Below are 15450 nucleotides of genomic sequence, written 5' to 3'. Positions count from 1 at the left end.
TGCGCCTTTAGCTAAACTAAGCTAAGCCTTGCGCACGCGCTGCCGGTCCAGCGGCAAGTCGCGCATGCGCAGGCCGACGGCGTCGAACACCGCATTGGCGATCGCTGCGGCGGCCGGGCCTTGCGCCGCTTCGCCAGTGCCCAAGAACGGCTGGCCGGGCCGGTCGATCAGGTGCACGTCGACCTGCTCCGGCGCCTGATTGAAGCGCAGGATCGGGTACGAAGCCCAGTCCACCGTCAGCACGCGCGACGCATCGAAGCGCACCTGTTCCAGCAAGGTCCAGCTGGCCGACTGGATGATGCCGCCCTCGATCTGGTTGCGCACGCCGTCCGGGTTGACGATCTCGCCGCAATCGACGGCGCTCACCGCGCGCGTGATGCGCACCAGGCCCGTCTCACGCGATACCTCGACTTCGACCGCAACGGCGCAGTACGACGCCAGGTTTTTATAGCGTGCAAACGCGAAGCCGCGCCCGCGCCGGGCAGGGCGCCGGTATCCGTCCCAGCCAAACTTCGATGCCGCCAGCTTGACCACGTCGAGCGCGCGCGGATCGATCAGGTGCCGCAACCGGAACGCTACCGGATCGCTGTTCGCGGCGCGCGCCAGTTCGTCCATGAAGCTCTCGATCGCAAACACATTGCAGTAGGCGCCCAGGCCGCGCAGCGCGGACGTGCGCAGCACCGGCGTGCTCTGGAAGTGGTGCGTCACGCGCGCGTTCGGCAGCACGTAATACGGAATCGCATTGCGGTCGCCACTGCCCTCGGGTTGCGGGCTTGGTTTCGGCACGGGCGGCGCGAACGGGCGCGCCAGATGCGTGGCCGCCAGCAGGTTGCCGGCCTTGCCGGGACGTGTGTTGTGCGCCGGCGTGTAGACATCGTGCTGCCAGTCGGCGATGCGGCCGGTGCTGTCGAGCGTGGCGGCCACCTGCACCACCATCGCCGCGCCGAACGGCTCCCACGCGTGTTCGTCTTCGCGCATCCACTGTACGCGCACAGGTCGGCCGGGCAGGGCGCGTGCCAGCAGGATGGCGTCGGCCGCGACGTCGTCGGCGCCATTGTGGCCATAGCAGCCGGAGCCCTCGACGTGGATGCAGCGGATCGTGTCTTCGTCCACCGCGAGCAGTTCGGCCAGCGCCGTGCGCAGTGGGAACACGCCTTGCGCGTGGGTCCAGACGGTGTAGCGGCCGTCGACCAGTTGCGCCACGGCGCACGACGGGCCAATGGATGCATGCAGCTGGAACGGGCGTGTGTAGCGTGCGGCGAACTGGCGGCCTGGCTTGCCTGCTGCGCCGCGCGCCAGGATCGGCAGCGCCTGCGATGGCTGGGCGCGCACGAACGCGTTCACGTCGGGGTGCACTGGTAACGATTCTGGCATCTCCCAGCGCGCGGCCCGCGCCAGCGCCGCTGCCGCCTTCACCGCGCGGTATTCGCCATCGGCGATCACGGCCATGAAGCGCCCGTCGCGCACGACTTTGAGCATACCAGGCAGGCGCGCAATCGCGGCGACATCGACCGCGATCAGGCGCGCCGCCTGCGATGGCGGCCGCACGACGCGCGCATGCACCATGTTTGGCAGCCGCAGGTCTTGCACATAGGCCGCGCCGCCCGTGACCTTGGCGGGAATGTCGACGCGCGGCACCGATTTGCCGATTGCCGTGCGCGGGCCTGGCGCCGGCGCCGCCGGCGTTGGCGTGGCGCGCAGATGCAGTTCCTGGCCCGTGACCAGCTGGCCGAACGTGACGCGCCGGCCGCCTGCAACGAATGCGCCATCCTGCATCGCCAGGCTGTTTGCGGGCACGCCCAGGCGCGTTGCGGCCAGGTCGGTCAGGCGCGCACGCACCTGGCCCGCCGCATGGCGCAGCGCCGCGCCGCTGTCCTTCATCGAGTTGCTGCCGGCGGTGACGCCTTCGTCCGGCGTGCGCGCCGTGTCGGCGGTGACGAGCAGCAGGCGGCCAGGCGCCACGCGCAGTTCGTCCGCCGCCACCTGCAGCAATGCGGTCTTGATGCCCTGCCCGAGTTCGGCCTTGCCGGTAAACACCGTGATGCGTTCGTTGGCCTCGATGCGGATCCAGGCGTCGAGCCACGGCGATTTTTCCAGGCTCTTGGGCAGCGCGCCCGGGGCGGCGACGCCTGGCATGGCGAACGACAGCGTCAGCGCGCCACCGGCGGCAAGCAAGGCACGGCGCTGAAGGTCAACCGTCATCGCTTGCCTCCCTTCGCCAGCGTGTCGGCGGCGCGCCGCACCGCGCGCAGGATGCGCATCTGCGTGCCGCAGCGGCACAGGTTGGGCGCCATATGGGCGCGGATCTGGGCGTCGGTGGGGGCCGGCGTGCGTTCGAGCAGCGCCGTGGCCTGCATGATCATGCCGGCGATGCAGTAGCCGCACTGGGCCGCCTGCTCGTCGATGAACGCTTGCTGCAGCAGGCCCGGTGTGGCCGCATCGCCCAGGCCTTCCACAGTGCGCACCGGCCGCTGGCCGACGACCGACACCGGCACCATGCACGACATCGCCGGCTGGCCATCGAGCAGCACGGTGCACGAGCCGCACTGCCCGAGGCCGCAGCCGAACTTGGCGCCATTGAGTTCGAGGTCATTGCGCAGCACGTACAGCAGCGGCGTGTCGGCGTCCGTGTCGACGGCGTGGGCCTTGCCGTTCACTTGCAGGCGGTAGGTCGTCATGGTGTGCTCGCTTTGCGCACGGCGTCGTCAAGGTCTGGCCACGCCGGCTGGTTCGCGCCGTACTTGCGCAGGTAGGCGGCCAGGGCGCCCGTCTGTTCGTTCGTGAGGATCGTTCTGAAACCCGGCATGAAGCGCGACGGCTCGCCATCGGGCGGTGCGATGCCGCCCAGCGTGATGTGAATCAGGTCGCGCGGGTCGGGGTCGTACAGCGCGATCGCCTTTTGCAGCGGCAGCGCGGTGCCGGAACTGGCGTCGCGGCCGACGTCGTGGCAGCGCGCGCACGCATTGGCGTAGACGGCGTAGCCAAGCGTCATGCGCTGCAGGTCGGGGTCGTTGTCGGCGGGTTTGGGCAGCGGGCCGGCCCCCTGCGCCGGTGTGGTGCGCGCAGGAGCTTTTGCCAGTTGACTGTGGGTCCAGGTGGCCAGGGCCGCCACGTCGCGCGCGTCAGCCTGCGCCAGGTAGGTAACGACATCCTGCATCGGCCCGGCCGCCATCGCGTGGTCGTGCGCGACGCCGGTGCGCAGATAGGCCTGCAACTGTTCGCGCGTCCATGGCAGGGGCGATGGCGAATCCTGGTTCAGGGCCGGCGCGTACCAGTCATCGGCTTCGCCGCCACCCAGCGGCTTCTTGAGGTTCGGGCCGCCCAGCAGGGTACGCGGGGTATGGCAGGCAGCGCAGTGCGCGACCGCGTCGGCCAGATAGGCGCCGCGATTCCACTCGGCCGATTGCGTGGCGACGGGCTGCCAGGGCGCGTCATCGAGGTACAGCAGGTTCCAGAAAGCCACCAGGGGCCGGAACCCGAACGGGAACGTCATCCGGTTCTCGCGCGCTGGCGCGGCAATGGCGGGGCGCGTCATGAAGTAGGCATACAAGTCCTGAACGTCGCCCTCGGTCATGCGCACGTAGTGGTTGTACGGGAAGGCCGGATACAGCAGGTGGCCGTCGCGCGCGACGCCTTCGCGCATCGCGCGCGTAAATGCCGCTTCGCTCCAGGCACCGATGCCGGTCTGGATGTCAGGGGTGATATTGGTGCTGTGAACGACGCCGAACGGTGTGCTCATCGGCTTGCCGCCGGCGAAAGGCCGCGACAGATCGGGCGTATGGCACGAGGCGCACATGCCAAGCCGCGCTACGTTGGCGCCGCGCGCGATGCGCGTGGTGTCGAATGATAGTGGCGTGGTCTGGGGCGCGAGTGCGGGGCGCCACATGATGGCAAACGCGATGCCAAGGGCGACGATGGCGGCTGCGAGCAGCAGCCACCATCCGGTATGTCGTTTGCGCCTGGCTGGATGCATCGGGACTCCATGTCGTGGAGTTCCATTTTCCAGCCGATATGGGTGAACGCTCTGTGCGCTCGCCCACCCAGGACATCAGGCCGTGACGGGGCGCGCCGGCTGGCGATACGCCCACACCAGCATGGCCAGCGCGGCGACGATCATCGGCAGCGACAGCACCTGGCCCGACGTGATCGGCAAGCCGAAGACCGTGGTTTCCCAATCCGGCACACGGAACCATTCGGTGAAGAAGCGCGCGCAGCCATACAGCAGCGTGAACATGGCGCCCACGGCCAGGCGCGGCCGCGCCTTGCGCGCGAAGATCCACAGGATGAGGAAGACCAGCACGCCGTCGATCAGCGCCTGGTAGAGCGGCGACGGATGGCGCGGACCGGCCACGCCCGGCCACAGCATCGCCCACGGCAGGCTCGGGTCGGCCAGGCGGCCTGGCAATTCGGCGTTGATGAAGTTGCCCATGCGGCCGGCGGCATACCCGAGCGGCACCAGCGGCGCGATGAAGTCATAGACGTCGAGGATGTTGCGGCGGCGCTTGCGGGCCCACAGCGCCATCGCGATCAGCACACCCAGAAAGCCGCCATGGAACGACATCCCGCCATGCCAGATCATGAGGATCTCGAGCGGGTGTGCGAAGTAGTACAGCGGCTGGTAGAACAGCACTTCGCCCAGGCGCCCGCCGACGATCACGCCCAGCATCCCGTAGAACAGCATGTCGTCCAGGTCATCCTTGGTCCAGCCCTGCGCCGCCACGTGCGGCATGCGGATGCGCACGCGGCCCAGGATGATGAACAGGGCAAAGGCGACGACATACATCAGGCCATACCAGTGGATTTGCACCGGCCCGAGCGCGAGCGCGATCGGGTCCGGCTGCGGATGAATCAGCATAGTCAGTCTTTCTTCAATAAGTCCAGGAAGCCCTTGAGGACGGGCGAATCGTTATCGCGCCGCCATGCCAGGCCGGTTTCGGCCAGCGGCGCGGCGTCGCGCAGGGCACGGTATTCTACGCCGGGGCGCATCAGGTTCGACACGGATTGTGGCACAAGTGCCAAGCCCATGCCGCCGGAGACCAGGCTGACGATGGTCTGCATTTGAATGGCTTCTTGCCCAATGGTGGGCAGCACGCCGGCGGCGCGGAAGCACGCCAGGATCGCATCGTGCAGGCTGGGCGCCACCGCGCGCGGGAAGATCACCAGCGGCAGCGGCGGCAGGTCGCGCAGCCACACCGGCCCCGGCGCGGCCAGCGCCGGCAAGCCAGTCGGCGCGCACAGCACCAGCGGCTCTTCGAGCAGCTCGAGGTACTCAAGCGCAGGGTCGGACACACCCGCCGGCGCGCCGGGCTGCAGCGGGATCACGAAGCCGGCGTCGATACGGCCTGATAAAAGCTCCTCGAACTGCACGTCGGACGTGGCCTCGTGCAGTACCAGGCGCACACTCGGAAACGCGGCGCGGTAGCGGCGCAGCACGTCGGGCAGCATGCCCAGGCCCGCGGTGGAAACGAACGACAGCGCCAGGCGGCCCGCCTCGCCGCTGGCCGCGCGCCGCACCAGTTCGGGCAGGGCGCCTGCTTCGTCGAGGATGCGGCGCGCCTCGGGCAGCAGCGCGCTGCCGGCCGCCGTCAGGCCGACCATGCGGCGGTTGCGTAAAAAGAGCGGGGCGCCAAGCAGTTCTTCGAGATTGGCAATGCTTTGGGAAAGTGGCGGCTGCGTCATGTGCAGGCGGCGCGCGGCGCGGCCGAAATGCAGCTCTTCGGCCACGGCGACGAAATGGCGCAACTGGCGCAGTTCGGGATGCATTGATATGAGATGTGAATGGACAGGGCTCGGTGAGTTGTCCAATGTATCACACGCGCTGCCCGTGCAGGCAGCCGGGAAGCCTTAGCGGCGCTTGCCCAGCGACTTCTTGACCCGGTCGGCGCGGCGCTGTTCGTCGACGTCGTGGGCTTTGCGCTTGTCGAGGCCCAGCGCCTTTTCGATGTACTCGAACCAGATGAAGGCGACCACCATCAAGCCGATGATGTACCACCACGACAGGTCGGCAAAGCGCCAGACTTCAAAGCCGCGCAGGGCTGCCAGGGCAGCGATCAAGAGGATGATAGGCATGTGTAAAACTCCTTGTAACCACGCATCTTACGGAGTAAATGATGCTCATGGGAAAATTTAGCATCTTTCTGTTACACCGTATTAGCAAATGTGGTGATCGCGTTACAGAGTGTATCGCTTGCAGATGGCCGGGAGGATTAACGGTAAAATTCACTCAGTCATCAATGTCGGAGAATTCCATGAAGCGGTCCCTGTTGTTGTGTGTCGTGCTGTCGGCGTTTGCGTTTGCGTCTGGCGGCGCCATGGCGCAGGCCGACCTGGCCAAGGCCAAGAATTGCATGGCGTGCCACACGTCGGCAACCAAGCTGGTCGGCCCGGCTTACAAGGACGTCGCCGAAAAGTACGCGGGCCAGAAGGGTGCCGAAGACAAGCTGGTGCAGAAGGTGCTCAAGGGCGGCTCGGGCACGTGGGGCCCCATTCCCATGCCGGCCAATCCGCAGGTGAGCGAAGCCGAGGCGCGCTCGCTGGTCAAGTGGGTGCTGGCGACCAAGTAAGTCTGTTACTTCTGCTGCGCACATGAAGCGCGCCTGCGTGAGCACGGCGCGCTTTTTCACGGGCGGCGACCGTGCGGGCCGCGTGGTGTAAGATCGCCGATTGTCCGCCTGCGGCTCCCACCTGATCGACGCATGACCACCACCGATTCCCCTGCCCCCGACACGCCCCGCGAGATCGTCAAGCCGACTATCGGCGTGTACCACCGCCACCTGCTCGTGTGCACCGGCTCGCGCTGCGCTGCTGATGGCGCCTCGCAGGCGCTGTTCGACAGCCTGGGCGCCAAGTTCAAGGCCAGCGGCCTGGATGGCGGGCCCTTGCGCGTCAAGCGCAGCCGGGTGAGCTGCTTCGCCGCTTGCAAGGGCGGACCAATCGTTTGCGTCCAGCCGGACGGCACCTGGTACTACAACGTCACGCCGGAAAACATGGACCGCATCATCGACCAGCATCTGTGCAAGGGCGAGTGCGTCGACGACCTGGTGTTTCACCAGGCCGGCGCCGCAGCTTGAAGTCCGCGCGGCACCGCTTCGACGACGCCCAGGTCGACGGCGTCTACCGCGCCATCGCCGAGCGGCGCGACGTGCGCCACTTCATCCCCGGCGCGATCGACGAGGCTGTAATGCTGCGCCTGCTGACGGCGGCGCACCAGGCGCCCAGCGTCGGCATGATGCAGCCGTGGCGGTTCATCCGGATCGGATCGGCGGTCTTGCGTGAACAGATCTGCGCGCTGGTCGAAGCGGAGCGTGAAGCCACCGCAGAAGCGCTGGGCGAGCGCGGCGCCGAATTCATGCGCCTGAAGGTCGAGGGCTTGCGCGAATGCGGCGAGGTGCTGGTCGCGGCCCTGATGGACGGGCGCGAACGCCACGTGTTCGGGCGCCGCACGCTGCCCGAGATGGACCTGGCCTCGGTGTCGTGCGCCATTCAGAACATGTGGCTGGCGGCGCGCGCCGAAGGGCTGGGGATGGGGTGGGTGTCGCTGTTCGATCCCGAGCAACTGGCTGGCTTGCTCGGGATACCTGAAGGCGGCAAGCCGGTGGCGATCCTGTGCCTGGGGCAGGTGGCCGAGTTTTATCCGAAGCCGATGCTCGAACTGGAAGGCTGGGCGCAGCCGGGGGCGCTGGCTGATTTTGTGTCGGTCGACCGCTGGTAGCGACTGAGCTTGATGAACTGTCAAAAAGCCGGTGTCAGGTCTGACATTCGGACACGAACTCTGCCGTAGTCCATTTCTGTCGCCTTTATCAGTATTTCGCTGAAAATATATCTTTCCTCCGCAACGATCTTTACCCAGGAATGAGGTGAGTTCAAACGCCAGATCTGAGCCAGCGCTAGTGAATTGACTTGTGCAAAGCTGAGGCCGTGTCCGAATGTCAGACCTGACCCCCGCTTTGGTCGAACGTTGCCAAGTATTCCAGATTTGGCAGAAACGGTGTCAGATTTTCCCCCGGAAATTGGCCATGACGCACCCATTCAGTCGTGCGACAAACCCCTATCGTATCCATCAACATTGCCAATCGATGAACACGCCAGGTTTTCCTATAATCTTCGTTAAAGCTCATCGACCAGACAGGAGACGAAAATGACTGTGGAAACTACCCCGGCCAAGTGCCCGTTCAGCGCTGCGGCCGGCACCGGCACCACCAACCGCGACTGGTGGCCGAAAGCGCTGCGCCTCGATCTGCTGGCGCAGCACTCGGCCAAGTCCGACCCGATGGGCAACGACTTCGATTACCGCGCGGCCTTCAACAGCCTCGATCTGCAGGCGGTCAAGGCCGACCTGGCCAGGGTAATGACCGACTCGCAAGAATGGTGGCCGGCCGACTTTGGCCACTACGGCGGCCTGTTCGTGCGCATGGCGTGGCATAGCGCCGGCACTTACCGCATCGGCGACGGCCGTGGCGGCGCCGGTCGCGGCCAGCAGCGTTTTGCGCCGCTTAACAGCTGGCCCGACAACGTCAGCCTCGACAAGGCGCGCCGCCTGATCTGGCCGGTCAAGCAAAAGTACGGCGAAAAGATTTCATGGGCCGACCTGATCATCCTGACCGGTAACGTCGCCCTGGAGACGATGGGCTTCAAGACCTTCGGCTTTGCCGGCGGCCGCCAGGATGTGTGGGAGCCGGACCTCGACGTGTACTGGGGCCGCGAGAACAAATGGCTCGGCAGTGACGAGCGCTACACCGTTGGCTCGCCCGGCGTCGAAGGGCGCGGCGTGATCGACAAGGACGACGACAGCGAGATCACCCACTCGCGCGATCTCGAAAATCCACTGGCGGCAGTGCAGATGGGGCTGATCTACGTAAATCCGGAAGGCCCGGACGGCAAGCCCGATCCCGTGGCGTCGGCGCGCGACATCCGCGACACGTTCGGGCGCATGGCGATGAACGACGAGGAAACCGTGGCGCTGATCGCCGGCGGCCACACCTTCGGCAAGACCCACGGCGCCGGCCCGTCCGAGCACGTGAAGGAAGAGCCGGAGGCCGCCGGCCTGCATGCCCAGGGCTTCGGCTGGCACAACAGCTTCGGCAGCGGCAAGGGGCCGGATACGACCACCAGTGGCCTCGAAGTGACCTGGACCAGCACGCCGACCCAATGGGGCCACGATTATTTCACGTACCTGTTCGGCCACGAATGGGAACTCACGCGCAGCCCGGCCGGCGGCCATCAATGGGTGGCCAAGGACGCTGATGAAACCGTGCCCGACGCGTACGACGAAGGCAAGCGCCACCGCCCCAAAATGCTGACGTCCGACCTGGCCCTGCGCATGGACCCAGCCTACGAGGCGATTTCGCGCCGCTTCCTGGCCAATCCCGACCAGTTTGCGGACGCCTTTGCGCGCGCATGGTTCAAGCTGACCCACCGCGACATGGGGCCGCGCGCGCGCTACCTCGGCCCGGACGTGCCGGCTGAAGTGATGATCTGGCAGGATCCGGTGCCGCCCGCCGAAGGGACGGCCATCGACGATGCCGACGCCCAAGCGCTGAAAGACAAGGTGCTTGCCTCAGGCCTGGGCATCGGCGAGCTGGTGTCGACGGCCTGGGCATCGGCCTCGAGCTTCCGCGGCTCGGACAAGCGCGGCGGCGCCAACGGCGCGCGCATTCGCCTGGTGCCGCAGAAGGACTGGGCCGTCAACGAGCCGCCGCAACTGGGCCGCGTGCTCAATCAGCTCGAGAGTATCCGCGCCGAATTCAACGGGGCGCAAACGGTCGGCAAGCTGGTATCGCTGGCCGACCTGATCGTCCTGGCAGGTAACGCCGGCGTCGAGGCGGCGGCCAGGGCGGCGGGCCACGACATTGCCGTGCCGTTCACGCCGGGCCGCACCGATGCGTCGCAAGAGCAGACCGACGTCGAATCGTTCCATACCATGGAGCCGGTTGCCGACGCCTTCCGCAACTACCAGAAGACCCGGTACAGCGTGCCGGCCGAGGCGCTGATGATCGACCGCGCGCAGTTGCTGACCCTGACGGCGCCGGAAATGACGGTGCTGGTGGGTGGCCTGCGGGTGCTGGGCGCGAATACTGGCGGTAGCAGCGACGGCGTGCTCACGCAGCAGAAGGGAGCGTTGACGAACGACTTCTTCGTCAACCTGCTGGACATGGGCACCGAATGGCGGCCAGCCGCCCTGGCGGGGCAGGGCGTCGAGCGCTTTGAAGGCCTGGATCGCAAGACCGGGGAAAAGAAGTGGACCGCGTCGCGCGTCGACCTGGTATTTGGCTCAAATGCGCAGCTGCGTGCGATCGCAGAGGTGTATGCCAGCTTTGATGCCGGCCAGAAGTTCGCCCGGGACTTCGTCGCTGCATGGACCAAGGTGATGGAGCTCGATCGCTTCGATGTGAAGTGAGCCAGTACCAACCTCTGGCTCGGCGAGCGCCGAGCCAGAGGGTCACTGCATCATGCCGGTCAGCGAATCACATCCATCAGCGTGCGCTTGCCACCCTTGTACGTGTACAGCGTCAGCGCGCCATTCAAAATGTCGCCCGACGGATCGAACTGGATGGTGCCGGTCACGCCCTCGTACTTGATCTTCTTGAGTTCTGGCAGGTACTTCGCCGGCTCGGCCGACTTGGCGTTCTGCATGGCGGTCGCCATCACCATCACCGAGTCGTGCACGTAGGGCGCATAGAGCTGCACTTCCTGGCCGGTCTTCTGCTTGAAGCGCGCCCGGAAATCCACCATCTTCTGCTCTTGCGCACCCTTCACGCCACCGGCTTCGGCGCACACCACCTTGCCGTCGCCGACCGCGTCGCCAGCCAGGCGGCCCAGCGCTTCGGTGCACATGCCGTCGCCGCCCATGAAGCGGGCGGAGATGCCCAGCGCCTTCATCTGCTTGAGCATCGGGCCGGCCACCGCGTCCATGCCGCCAAAGAAAATCAGGTCGGGTTTCTTGGCGCGGATGGCAGTGAGGATGGCGGTGAAGTCGGTCGCGGTGGCGCTGGTGAACTGCTTGTCGACGATGCGCACGCCCGGGCCCTTGGCCGCTTTCGCGAATTCGGCGGCGACGCCCTGGCCGTAGGTGGTGCGGTCGTCGATGACGGCAATGTTCTTGACCTTGAGCGTCTCGACCGCGTACTTGCCCAGCGTGCCACCGAGCTTGGCGTCATTGGCCACCACGCGGAACACGCCCGGGAACTTCTGCTTCGTGAACTGGGTTGCGGTGGTCGCCGGCGAGACCTGTACCAGGCCGGCGTTGTGGTAGATGCGCGAGGCCGGCACGCTGGTGCCCGAGTTCAGGTGGCCGACGATGCCATTGACCTTGGCGTCGACCAGTTTCTGGGCCACGGCGGTACCCTGTTTCGGATCGCTCGCGTCATCCTCGGCCAGCAGTTGCAGCCTGACCTTCTGGCCGTTGATCGTGAAACCCCTGGCGTTGAGTTCATCGATCGCCATGCGCGCGGCATTCTCGTTGTCCTTGCCCAGGTGGGCGTTGGGTCCGGACACCGGCCCCACATGTCCGATCTTGACGACTTGCTGGGCGCTGGCGTTGCCGGCACAGGCCAGGGCGATGGCGAACGGGACAAGCCTGGTGCAGAACCGCATGGAGAGTCTCCGAAATAGGTGGTGGTCACGACGCCCAGGACGTGGCGCATGGCTGGTTGCACGGCAACGTTACAGTAAATTACAGGCGACGGAAAGCGGTTGACAGCGGCCTGGCGCAGGGTGCACCCGGGGGGGCGGCGCTGCGAAATAGCGGTGCGCGGCAAGCTTGGAAATGACGATGCCCCGCGCTGTGGCGGGGCATCGGATGGCCGTCAGGGAAGTGCTGCCGGTGTGGATCAGCGCGTGATGCGACGCTTGGCGACGGCGGCCAGTACCTTCGACAAGCCCTGCGCATCGGCCTCGCCGCTTGCTGCGATGTAGCCGCGCACATAGGCCGCCTGCTTGGCGACCTGGCTGCTGCCGCCCTTGAGTTCCTCGAGCAGATGATCGGCCACGGCCAGGTCGTTCAAGTCGCCGAGGCGGTCTTGCAGCTTTTCGAGATGGCCGAGGTAGCGCTTGACGCGCTGCGCCGGCAGCAGGTCGCGGAAGAATTCGGCCGCGTAGCGCGCCTTCTTGGCGGCGATGCGCACGCGGTGACGGCCTGGCGCATCATGGTCATCGAGTCCGTCGATGCGCTTGGCAAGGCGCTTCTCGGCCGTGCGCAGCAGGGGAAGGGCGCTTCTCGCGGCGCGTTCGAGCAGCGGCGAATCGGTCGGCAAGCCGTCTTCAGGGCGCCAGCGGCGTTCAAGTAGCCAGTCTTTCAGCTGCGTCATCAGCTCGGCGTAGCGCGCATCGCGCAGCACGTGCAGGATCTGGGCATGATGGCCCGTCGCGCGGTCGTGCGCGGCCTGGCGCAGCGCCTGCGCATCGATGCCCGGCACGCGCTTGATGGTGGAATCGGCCAGCACATCCCAGTCGCGCGCCGGACCGAGTTCGCCCGACAGCCACTCGATGCTCGCATGCAGCGGCACCGGCGGCGGTGCCAGTTCCTCGAACATGGCCAGCAGCGCGCGCAGGCGGCGCAGGCCGACGCGCATCTGGTGCAGGCTTTCGACGTGCTGTTTCAGCACGCCCGGCACGTTCGCTTCTATCTGCGCAATACAGTTGAAAGCAATTGCCTGAAACGCGTCTTCGAGCGTCATGCGCCCGCGCAGGCGCACCGGTTCGGCCTTGACGGCGGCGAGTGGCGCTTCCTTGGCCTCGATCGGTTCATCCTTCGGCAGCGGCTGGTCCAGTTGCGGTTCGACGGCCGGTTCGGTGATCGTGATTGCCCCCGTCAGGTCGGGCGTGGCGACCGCCTCGATCTCCGGTGTTGCTTGTTTGTTTTTAGAATGCTTGCTCATACAGGTGCCTCTCGTGGACAGTGGATGAGTCCATCATACGCCTGAGCATCCGCCCGTTCGCGTCTCCATGACAGGCGTGTGACACGGGGTCGAAAATCACCCCGAACGCATCGAATCGGCCAGATCATTACCTGGCGATCCGGTAGATCACATCCACGCCCTGCACGAATTTCTGCACGCCCACCAGCAGCGGATCGCGCGGCGCATCGCTGGCCAACCCTATCGCATTCGACAAATTCTTTAGCGGCGCCAGCGCCACGCCATCCGCCGGACCCAGTCTGGCCTGGATTTCTACATCGGTCATTCAGCATCGATCACGAACGCCAGGTCGCGCCCATCCTGCGCCACCTGGCCGGCGTAATCGGCGGCGTGGATGCGCAGGATGTAGTCGCCCGGCGCCAGTTTGCCGATCTGCCAGCTGCCCGTCTTGATGACGCCGTCGTGCAGGCGGTTGTTCAGCGCGTAGTCGAACTGGGTCGACGCGCTGCCGTAGACCGTGATGCCGCTGGTGGGCGCATACACGGCCTTCACGGCGTCCGGGTTGCGCGGCAGGCGGTCGTAGGTTTGCGTGATGACCGGCTGCTCGAAGCCGGGCAGCGGGGTGCCGTCGGCGCGCAGCAGCTGGTAGCCCAGCTTGTACAGGCCCAGCTTGCGGCGCGCCAGGTTGCCATTGACCTGGTCGTACGCGTTCACGACGATCTGCACGTCGCCCAGCGCGCGGTCCAACCGCAGCGGCTGGCCTTTCTTCGCCGCGATGCGCTTGCCGGCAGCGTCGTACAGCGCGATGCGCGAGATCGTGGGCGTCACGGTGTCGATGAAGTCGATGAACGGCAGCGTCAGCGGATTAACGAGCGTGCCGCCCTGGTAGTAATCGAGGTGGACGTGCGACAGCGCATTGAGCGTGCCGAGCTTGTCGCCGACGGCAAAGCGCGTCCCGCGCGGCACCCGCACGCGCACGGCCTTGCCGGGCTTGCCGTTGGCGGTGACTTCGCGCTGGATCTGGAAGCGCGGATCGAGCGCGCGGCCTTGCGGATCGCGTCCCACGCGCATGTGGATGTACGACAGCGGCCCGACGCTCATGCCTTCGCCCAGCGAATTGAACGCCCAGTTGGCATACGGGTCGGTGATCTTGGCCGGCTGCACCGCCAGCACGGTCGCGCCGACGTCGCCGCGCACGTCAAGGCCGGCGTGGAAATGGTCGCGGCTGTCGCCGCCATAGGCGCCGCGCACTTCGCCCATCACCCCCACCACTTCATGCACGCTGTCTTGCGGGCCGATCGGCCACGGCATCGGCTCGGTGCGGCGGCGCAGCGGCGGGTGCGCCAGGGCGGGCGCCGGGGTGGGCGCTAATTCGCCCGCGCGCGGCGGCGCCAGGCGGTGCAGGCGGTGTGCATTGGCGTCGGCCACCACCAGGCTGCCGTCGCGCGCCACGGCGATGCCGCGCGGGCCGTATAGCTGCACGCTGCCATCGCTGCCGAAACCGTTTGGCTCGAGCGGGCGGTCGACGTCCTGCAGCGGCCGGAATTCGCCCGTCGGCGTCATCTGCAGGATGCGCCCGCCGGCACTGGCGACGATATACAGGTAACCGTCGCGCGTGACGGCCAGGCCCACGGGGCGGCGCAGCGCGGGCCGGCGCTCGGCCTCGGGCGGCAGGGCGAGCGTGTCGACCGTGCCGTCTGGCCGCAAACGCCGCACTGCGTTGTTGCCGGTGTCGGCGATGTACAGGTTGCCGTCGCGGTCGACGGCCAACGCGCTCGGCGTATCGAAGGCGGCGGCCGGCCCCGGGCCGTCGAACAGGTTCGGCTTGCCGGTGCCGGCCAGCGTGGTCACGGTGCCGTCCTGGGCGATGCGGCGGATGCGGTCGTTATACGTATCGGCCACGTACACGATGCCGGCGTCGTCCACCGCGATACCTACCGGGCCGTTGAACTGGGCCGCGCGGCCGATGCCGTCGACGTAACCGGGGCTGCCGCTGCCGGCCAGCGTGGTCACGGCGCCATCGGGCGCGATGCGGCGGATCGCGTGGTTGCCGGTGTCGGCCACGTACAGGTTGCCCAGGTGGTCGAGCGCGATGGCAGATGGGGTGTGGAAGGCGGCGGCCGTGCCCAGGCTGTCGGTAAAGCCTTCCTTGCCGCCGGCCAGGGTGGATACCGCGCCGTCGGGCTGGATGATGCGGATGCGGTTGGCCTCGCCCCCATCGGCGACATAGATCGCGCCGCGCGGGCCGATCGCCACGCCGTACGGGTCGCTGAAGCGGCTGGCCAGGGCCGCGCCATCCTGCACGCCATCCTGGCCGTCGCCCGCCAGCAGATGCACGCGGGCTGGCCAGAACGGTTGGGTGTTGGCGACGGGGGCGGTGAGTACAACTGGGCCGCTGCTGTGCGGTTCGACCCGGTCGGTGAACCAGAAGACCGTGCCGACGGCCAGGATGGTGGCGCCTGCGAGCGCTGCGATGAGGGGAGTGCGTTTCACGAAGACGACCAGATGATTGCTGAGTTTGCAATCTTAGCCGAAACACGTGAAGCGAAGGAACGCGCGCCAATGCAAACGCCGCCGGACTGAGGTCACGGCGGCG

14 protein-coding genes are annotated in these 15450 nt (G+C 66.9%); 4 read left to right on the top strand and 10 right to left on the bottom strand.

What is annotated here, in order from left to right:
• Positions 1-21 precede the first annotated feature (21 nt).
• The 6 genes from AB2N08_RS09555 to AB2N08_RS09530 all read right to left on the bottom strand — a co-directional run bounded on the left by AB2N08_RS09555 (position 22) and on the right by AB2N08_RS09530 (position 6069).
• Positions 22-2202: a xanthine dehydrogenase family protein molybdopterin-binding subunit gene (locus AB2N08_RS09555; protein WP_367610400.1), complete on the bottom strand. Its 2181-nt coding sequence runs from the start codon at positions 2200-2202 to the stop codon at positions 22-24.
• The gene (locus AB2N08_RS09550) at positions 2199-2678 is read right to left on the bottom strand and encodes a (2Fe-2S)-binding protein (protein WP_367610399.1); all 480 of its coding nucleotides are present in this window, start codon (positions 2676-2678) and stop codon (positions 2199-2201) included. Before AB2N08_RS09550 ends, AB2N08_RS09555 begins: the two co-directional genes overlap by 4 nt.
• On the bottom strand, positions 2675-3973 hold the full coding sequence (locus tag AB2N08_RS09545; protein WP_367610398.1) for a c-type cytochrome: 1299 nt from the start codon (positions 3971-3973) through the stop codon (positions 2675-2677). Before AB2N08_RS09545 ends, AB2N08_RS09550 begins: the two co-directional genes overlap by 4 nt.
• A 75-nt stretch (positions 3974-4048) precedes the next feature.
• Positions 4049-4855 carry a prolipoprotein diacylglyceryl transferase gene (gene lgt / locus AB2N08_RS09540; protein WP_367610397.1) on the bottom strand — a complete coding sequence of 269 codons (807 nt, stop codon included), beginning with the start codon at positions 4853-4855 and terminating at the stop codon, positions 4049-4051.
• Positions 4856-4857: 2 nt separating this feature from the next.
• Entirely contained in the window at positions 4858-5763 is a 906-nt protein-coding gene (locus tag AB2N08_RS09535) for a LysR family transcriptional regulator (protein ID WP_367610396.1), read from the bottom strand.
• 81 nt (positions 5764-5844) lie between these two features.
• Positions 5845-6069 (bottom strand): TIGR04438 family Trp-rich protein, encoded by a 225-nt coding sequence (locus tag AB2N08_RS09530; protein ID WP_367610395.1) that lies wholly within the window; start codon positions 6067-6069, stop codon positions 5845-5847.
• 179 nt (positions 6070-6248) lie between these two features.
• On the opposite strand from AB2N08_RS09530, the gene AB2N08_RS09525 reads away from it, so the two are divergent.
• The 4 genes from AB2N08_RS09525 (at position 6249) to katG (ending at position 10396) form a co-directional block, all read left to right on the top strand.
• Positions 6249-6563, top strand: coding sequence for a c-type cytochrome (locus tag AB2N08_RS09525; protein ID WP_367610394.1), 315 nt, complete (start codon positions 6249-6251; stop codon positions 6561-6563).
• A gap of 132 nt (positions 6564-6695) precedes the next feature.
• Positions 6696-7070 (top strand): (2Fe-2S) ferredoxin domain-containing protein, encoded by a 375-nt coding sequence (locus tag AB2N08_RS09520; RefSeq protein WP_367610393.1) that lies wholly within the window; start codon positions 6696-6698, stop codon positions 7068-7070.
• Positions 7067-7711 carry a 5,6-dimethylbenzimidazole synthase gene (gene bluB, locus AB2N08_RS09515; protein ID WP_367610392.1) on the top strand — a complete coding sequence of 215 codons (645 nt, stop codon included), beginning with the start codon at positions 7067-7069 and terminating at the stop codon, positions 7709-7711. The genes AB2N08_RS09520 and bluB overlap by 4 nt, the downstream gene beginning before the upstream one ends.
• A 426-nt stretch (positions 7712-8137) precedes the next feature.
• On the top strand, positions 8138-10396 hold the full coding sequence (gene katG / locus AB2N08_RS09510; RefSeq protein ID WP_367610391.1) for a catalase/peroxidase HPI: 2259 nt from the start codon (positions 8138-8140) through the stop codon (positions 10394-10396).
• Between the two features lie 59 nt (positions 10397-10455).
• Here katG and AB2N08_RS09505 read toward each other — a convergent pair whose 3' ends face one another.
• The 4 genes from AB2N08_RS09505 to AB2N08_RS09490 all read right to left on the bottom strand — a co-directional run bounded on the left by AB2N08_RS09505 (position 10456) and on the right by AB2N08_RS09490 (position 15347).
• Entirely contained in the window at positions 10456-11592 is a 1137-nt protein-coding gene (locus AB2N08_RS09505; protein WP_367610390.1) for a branched-chain amino acid ABC transporter substrate-binding protein, read from the bottom strand.
• A gap of 236 nt (positions 11593-11828) precedes the next feature.
• Positions 11829-12875 carry a CHAD domain-containing protein gene (locus AB2N08_RS09500; RefSeq protein WP_367610389.1) on the bottom strand — a complete coding sequence of 349 codons (1047 nt, stop codon included), beginning with the start codon at positions 12873-12875 and terminating at the stop codon, positions 11829-11831.
• 127 nt (positions 12876-13002) lie between these two features.
• Positions 13003-13179, bottom strand: a complete 177-nt coding sequence (locus AB2N08_RS09495; RefSeq protein WP_367610388.1) for a hypothetical protein — start codon at positions 13177-13179, stop codon at positions 13003-13005.
• Positions 13176-15347 (bottom strand): NHL repeat-containing protein, encoded by a 2172-nt coding sequence (locus AB2N08_RS09490; protein WP_367610387.1) that lies wholly within the window; start codon positions 15345-15347, stop codon positions 13176-13178. The genes AB2N08_RS09495 and AB2N08_RS09490 overlap by 4 nt, the downstream gene beginning before the upstream one ends.
• Positions 15348-15450 lie beyond the last annotated feature (103 nt).

This window comes from Massilia aurea, assembly GCF_040790145.1.
Lineage (GTDB): Bacteria > Pseudomonadota > Gammaproteobacteria > Burkholderiales > Burkholderiaceae_D > Telluria > Telluria aurea_C.
This window is presented reverse-complemented; position numbering and strand designations above follow the sequence as displayed.

Coding starts and splice junctions, on each gene's coding strand:
- AB2N08_RS09500 (WP_367610389.1), bottom strand. CDS start 12,875: ATGAGCAAGCATTCTAAAAACAAACAAGCAACACCGGAGATCGAGGCG.
- AB2N08_RS09535 (WP_367610396.1), bottom strand. CDS start 5,763: ATGCATCCCGAACTGCGCCAGTTGCGCCATTTCGTCGCCGTGGCCGAA.
- AB2N08_RS09495 (WP_367610388.1), bottom strand. CDS start 13,179: ATGACCGATGTAGAAATCCAGGCCAGACTGGGTCCGGCGGATGGCGTG.
- lgt (WP_367610397.1), bottom strand. CDS start 4,855: ATGCTGATTCATCCGCAGCCGGACCCGATCGCGCTCGCGCTCGGGCCG.
- AB2N08_RS09530 (WP_367610395.1), bottom strand. CDS start 6,069: ATGCCTATCATCCTCTTGATCGCTGCCCTGGCAGCCCTGCGCGGCTTT.
- katG (WP_367610391.1), top strand. CDS start 8,138: ATGACTGTGGAAACTACCCCGGCCAAGTGCCCGTTCAGCGCTGCGGCC.
- AB2N08_RS09520 (WP_367610393.1), top strand. CDS start 6,696: ATGACCACCACCGATTCCCCTGCCCCCGACACGCCCCGCGAGATCGTC.
- AB2N08_RS09555 (WP_367610400.1), bottom strand. CDS start 2,202: ATGACGGTTGACCTTCAGCGCCGTGCCTTGCTTGCCGCCGGTGGCGCG.
- AB2N08_RS09545 (WP_367610398.1), bottom strand. CDS start 3,973: ATGCATCCAGCCAGGCGCAAACGACATACCGGATGGTGGCTGCTGCTC.
- AB2N08_RS09525 (WP_367610394.1), top strand. CDS start 6,249: ATGAAGCGGTCCCTGTTGTTGTGTGTCGTGCTGTCGGCGTTTGCGTTT.
- AB2N08_RS09505 (WP_367610390.1), bottom strand. CDS start 11,592: ATGCGGTTCTGCACCAGGCTTGTCCCGTTCGCCATCGCCCTGGCCTGT.
- AB2N08_RS09550 (WP_367610399.1), bottom strand. CDS start 2,678: ATGACGACCTACCGCCTGCAAGTGAACGGCAAGGCCCACGCCGTCGAC.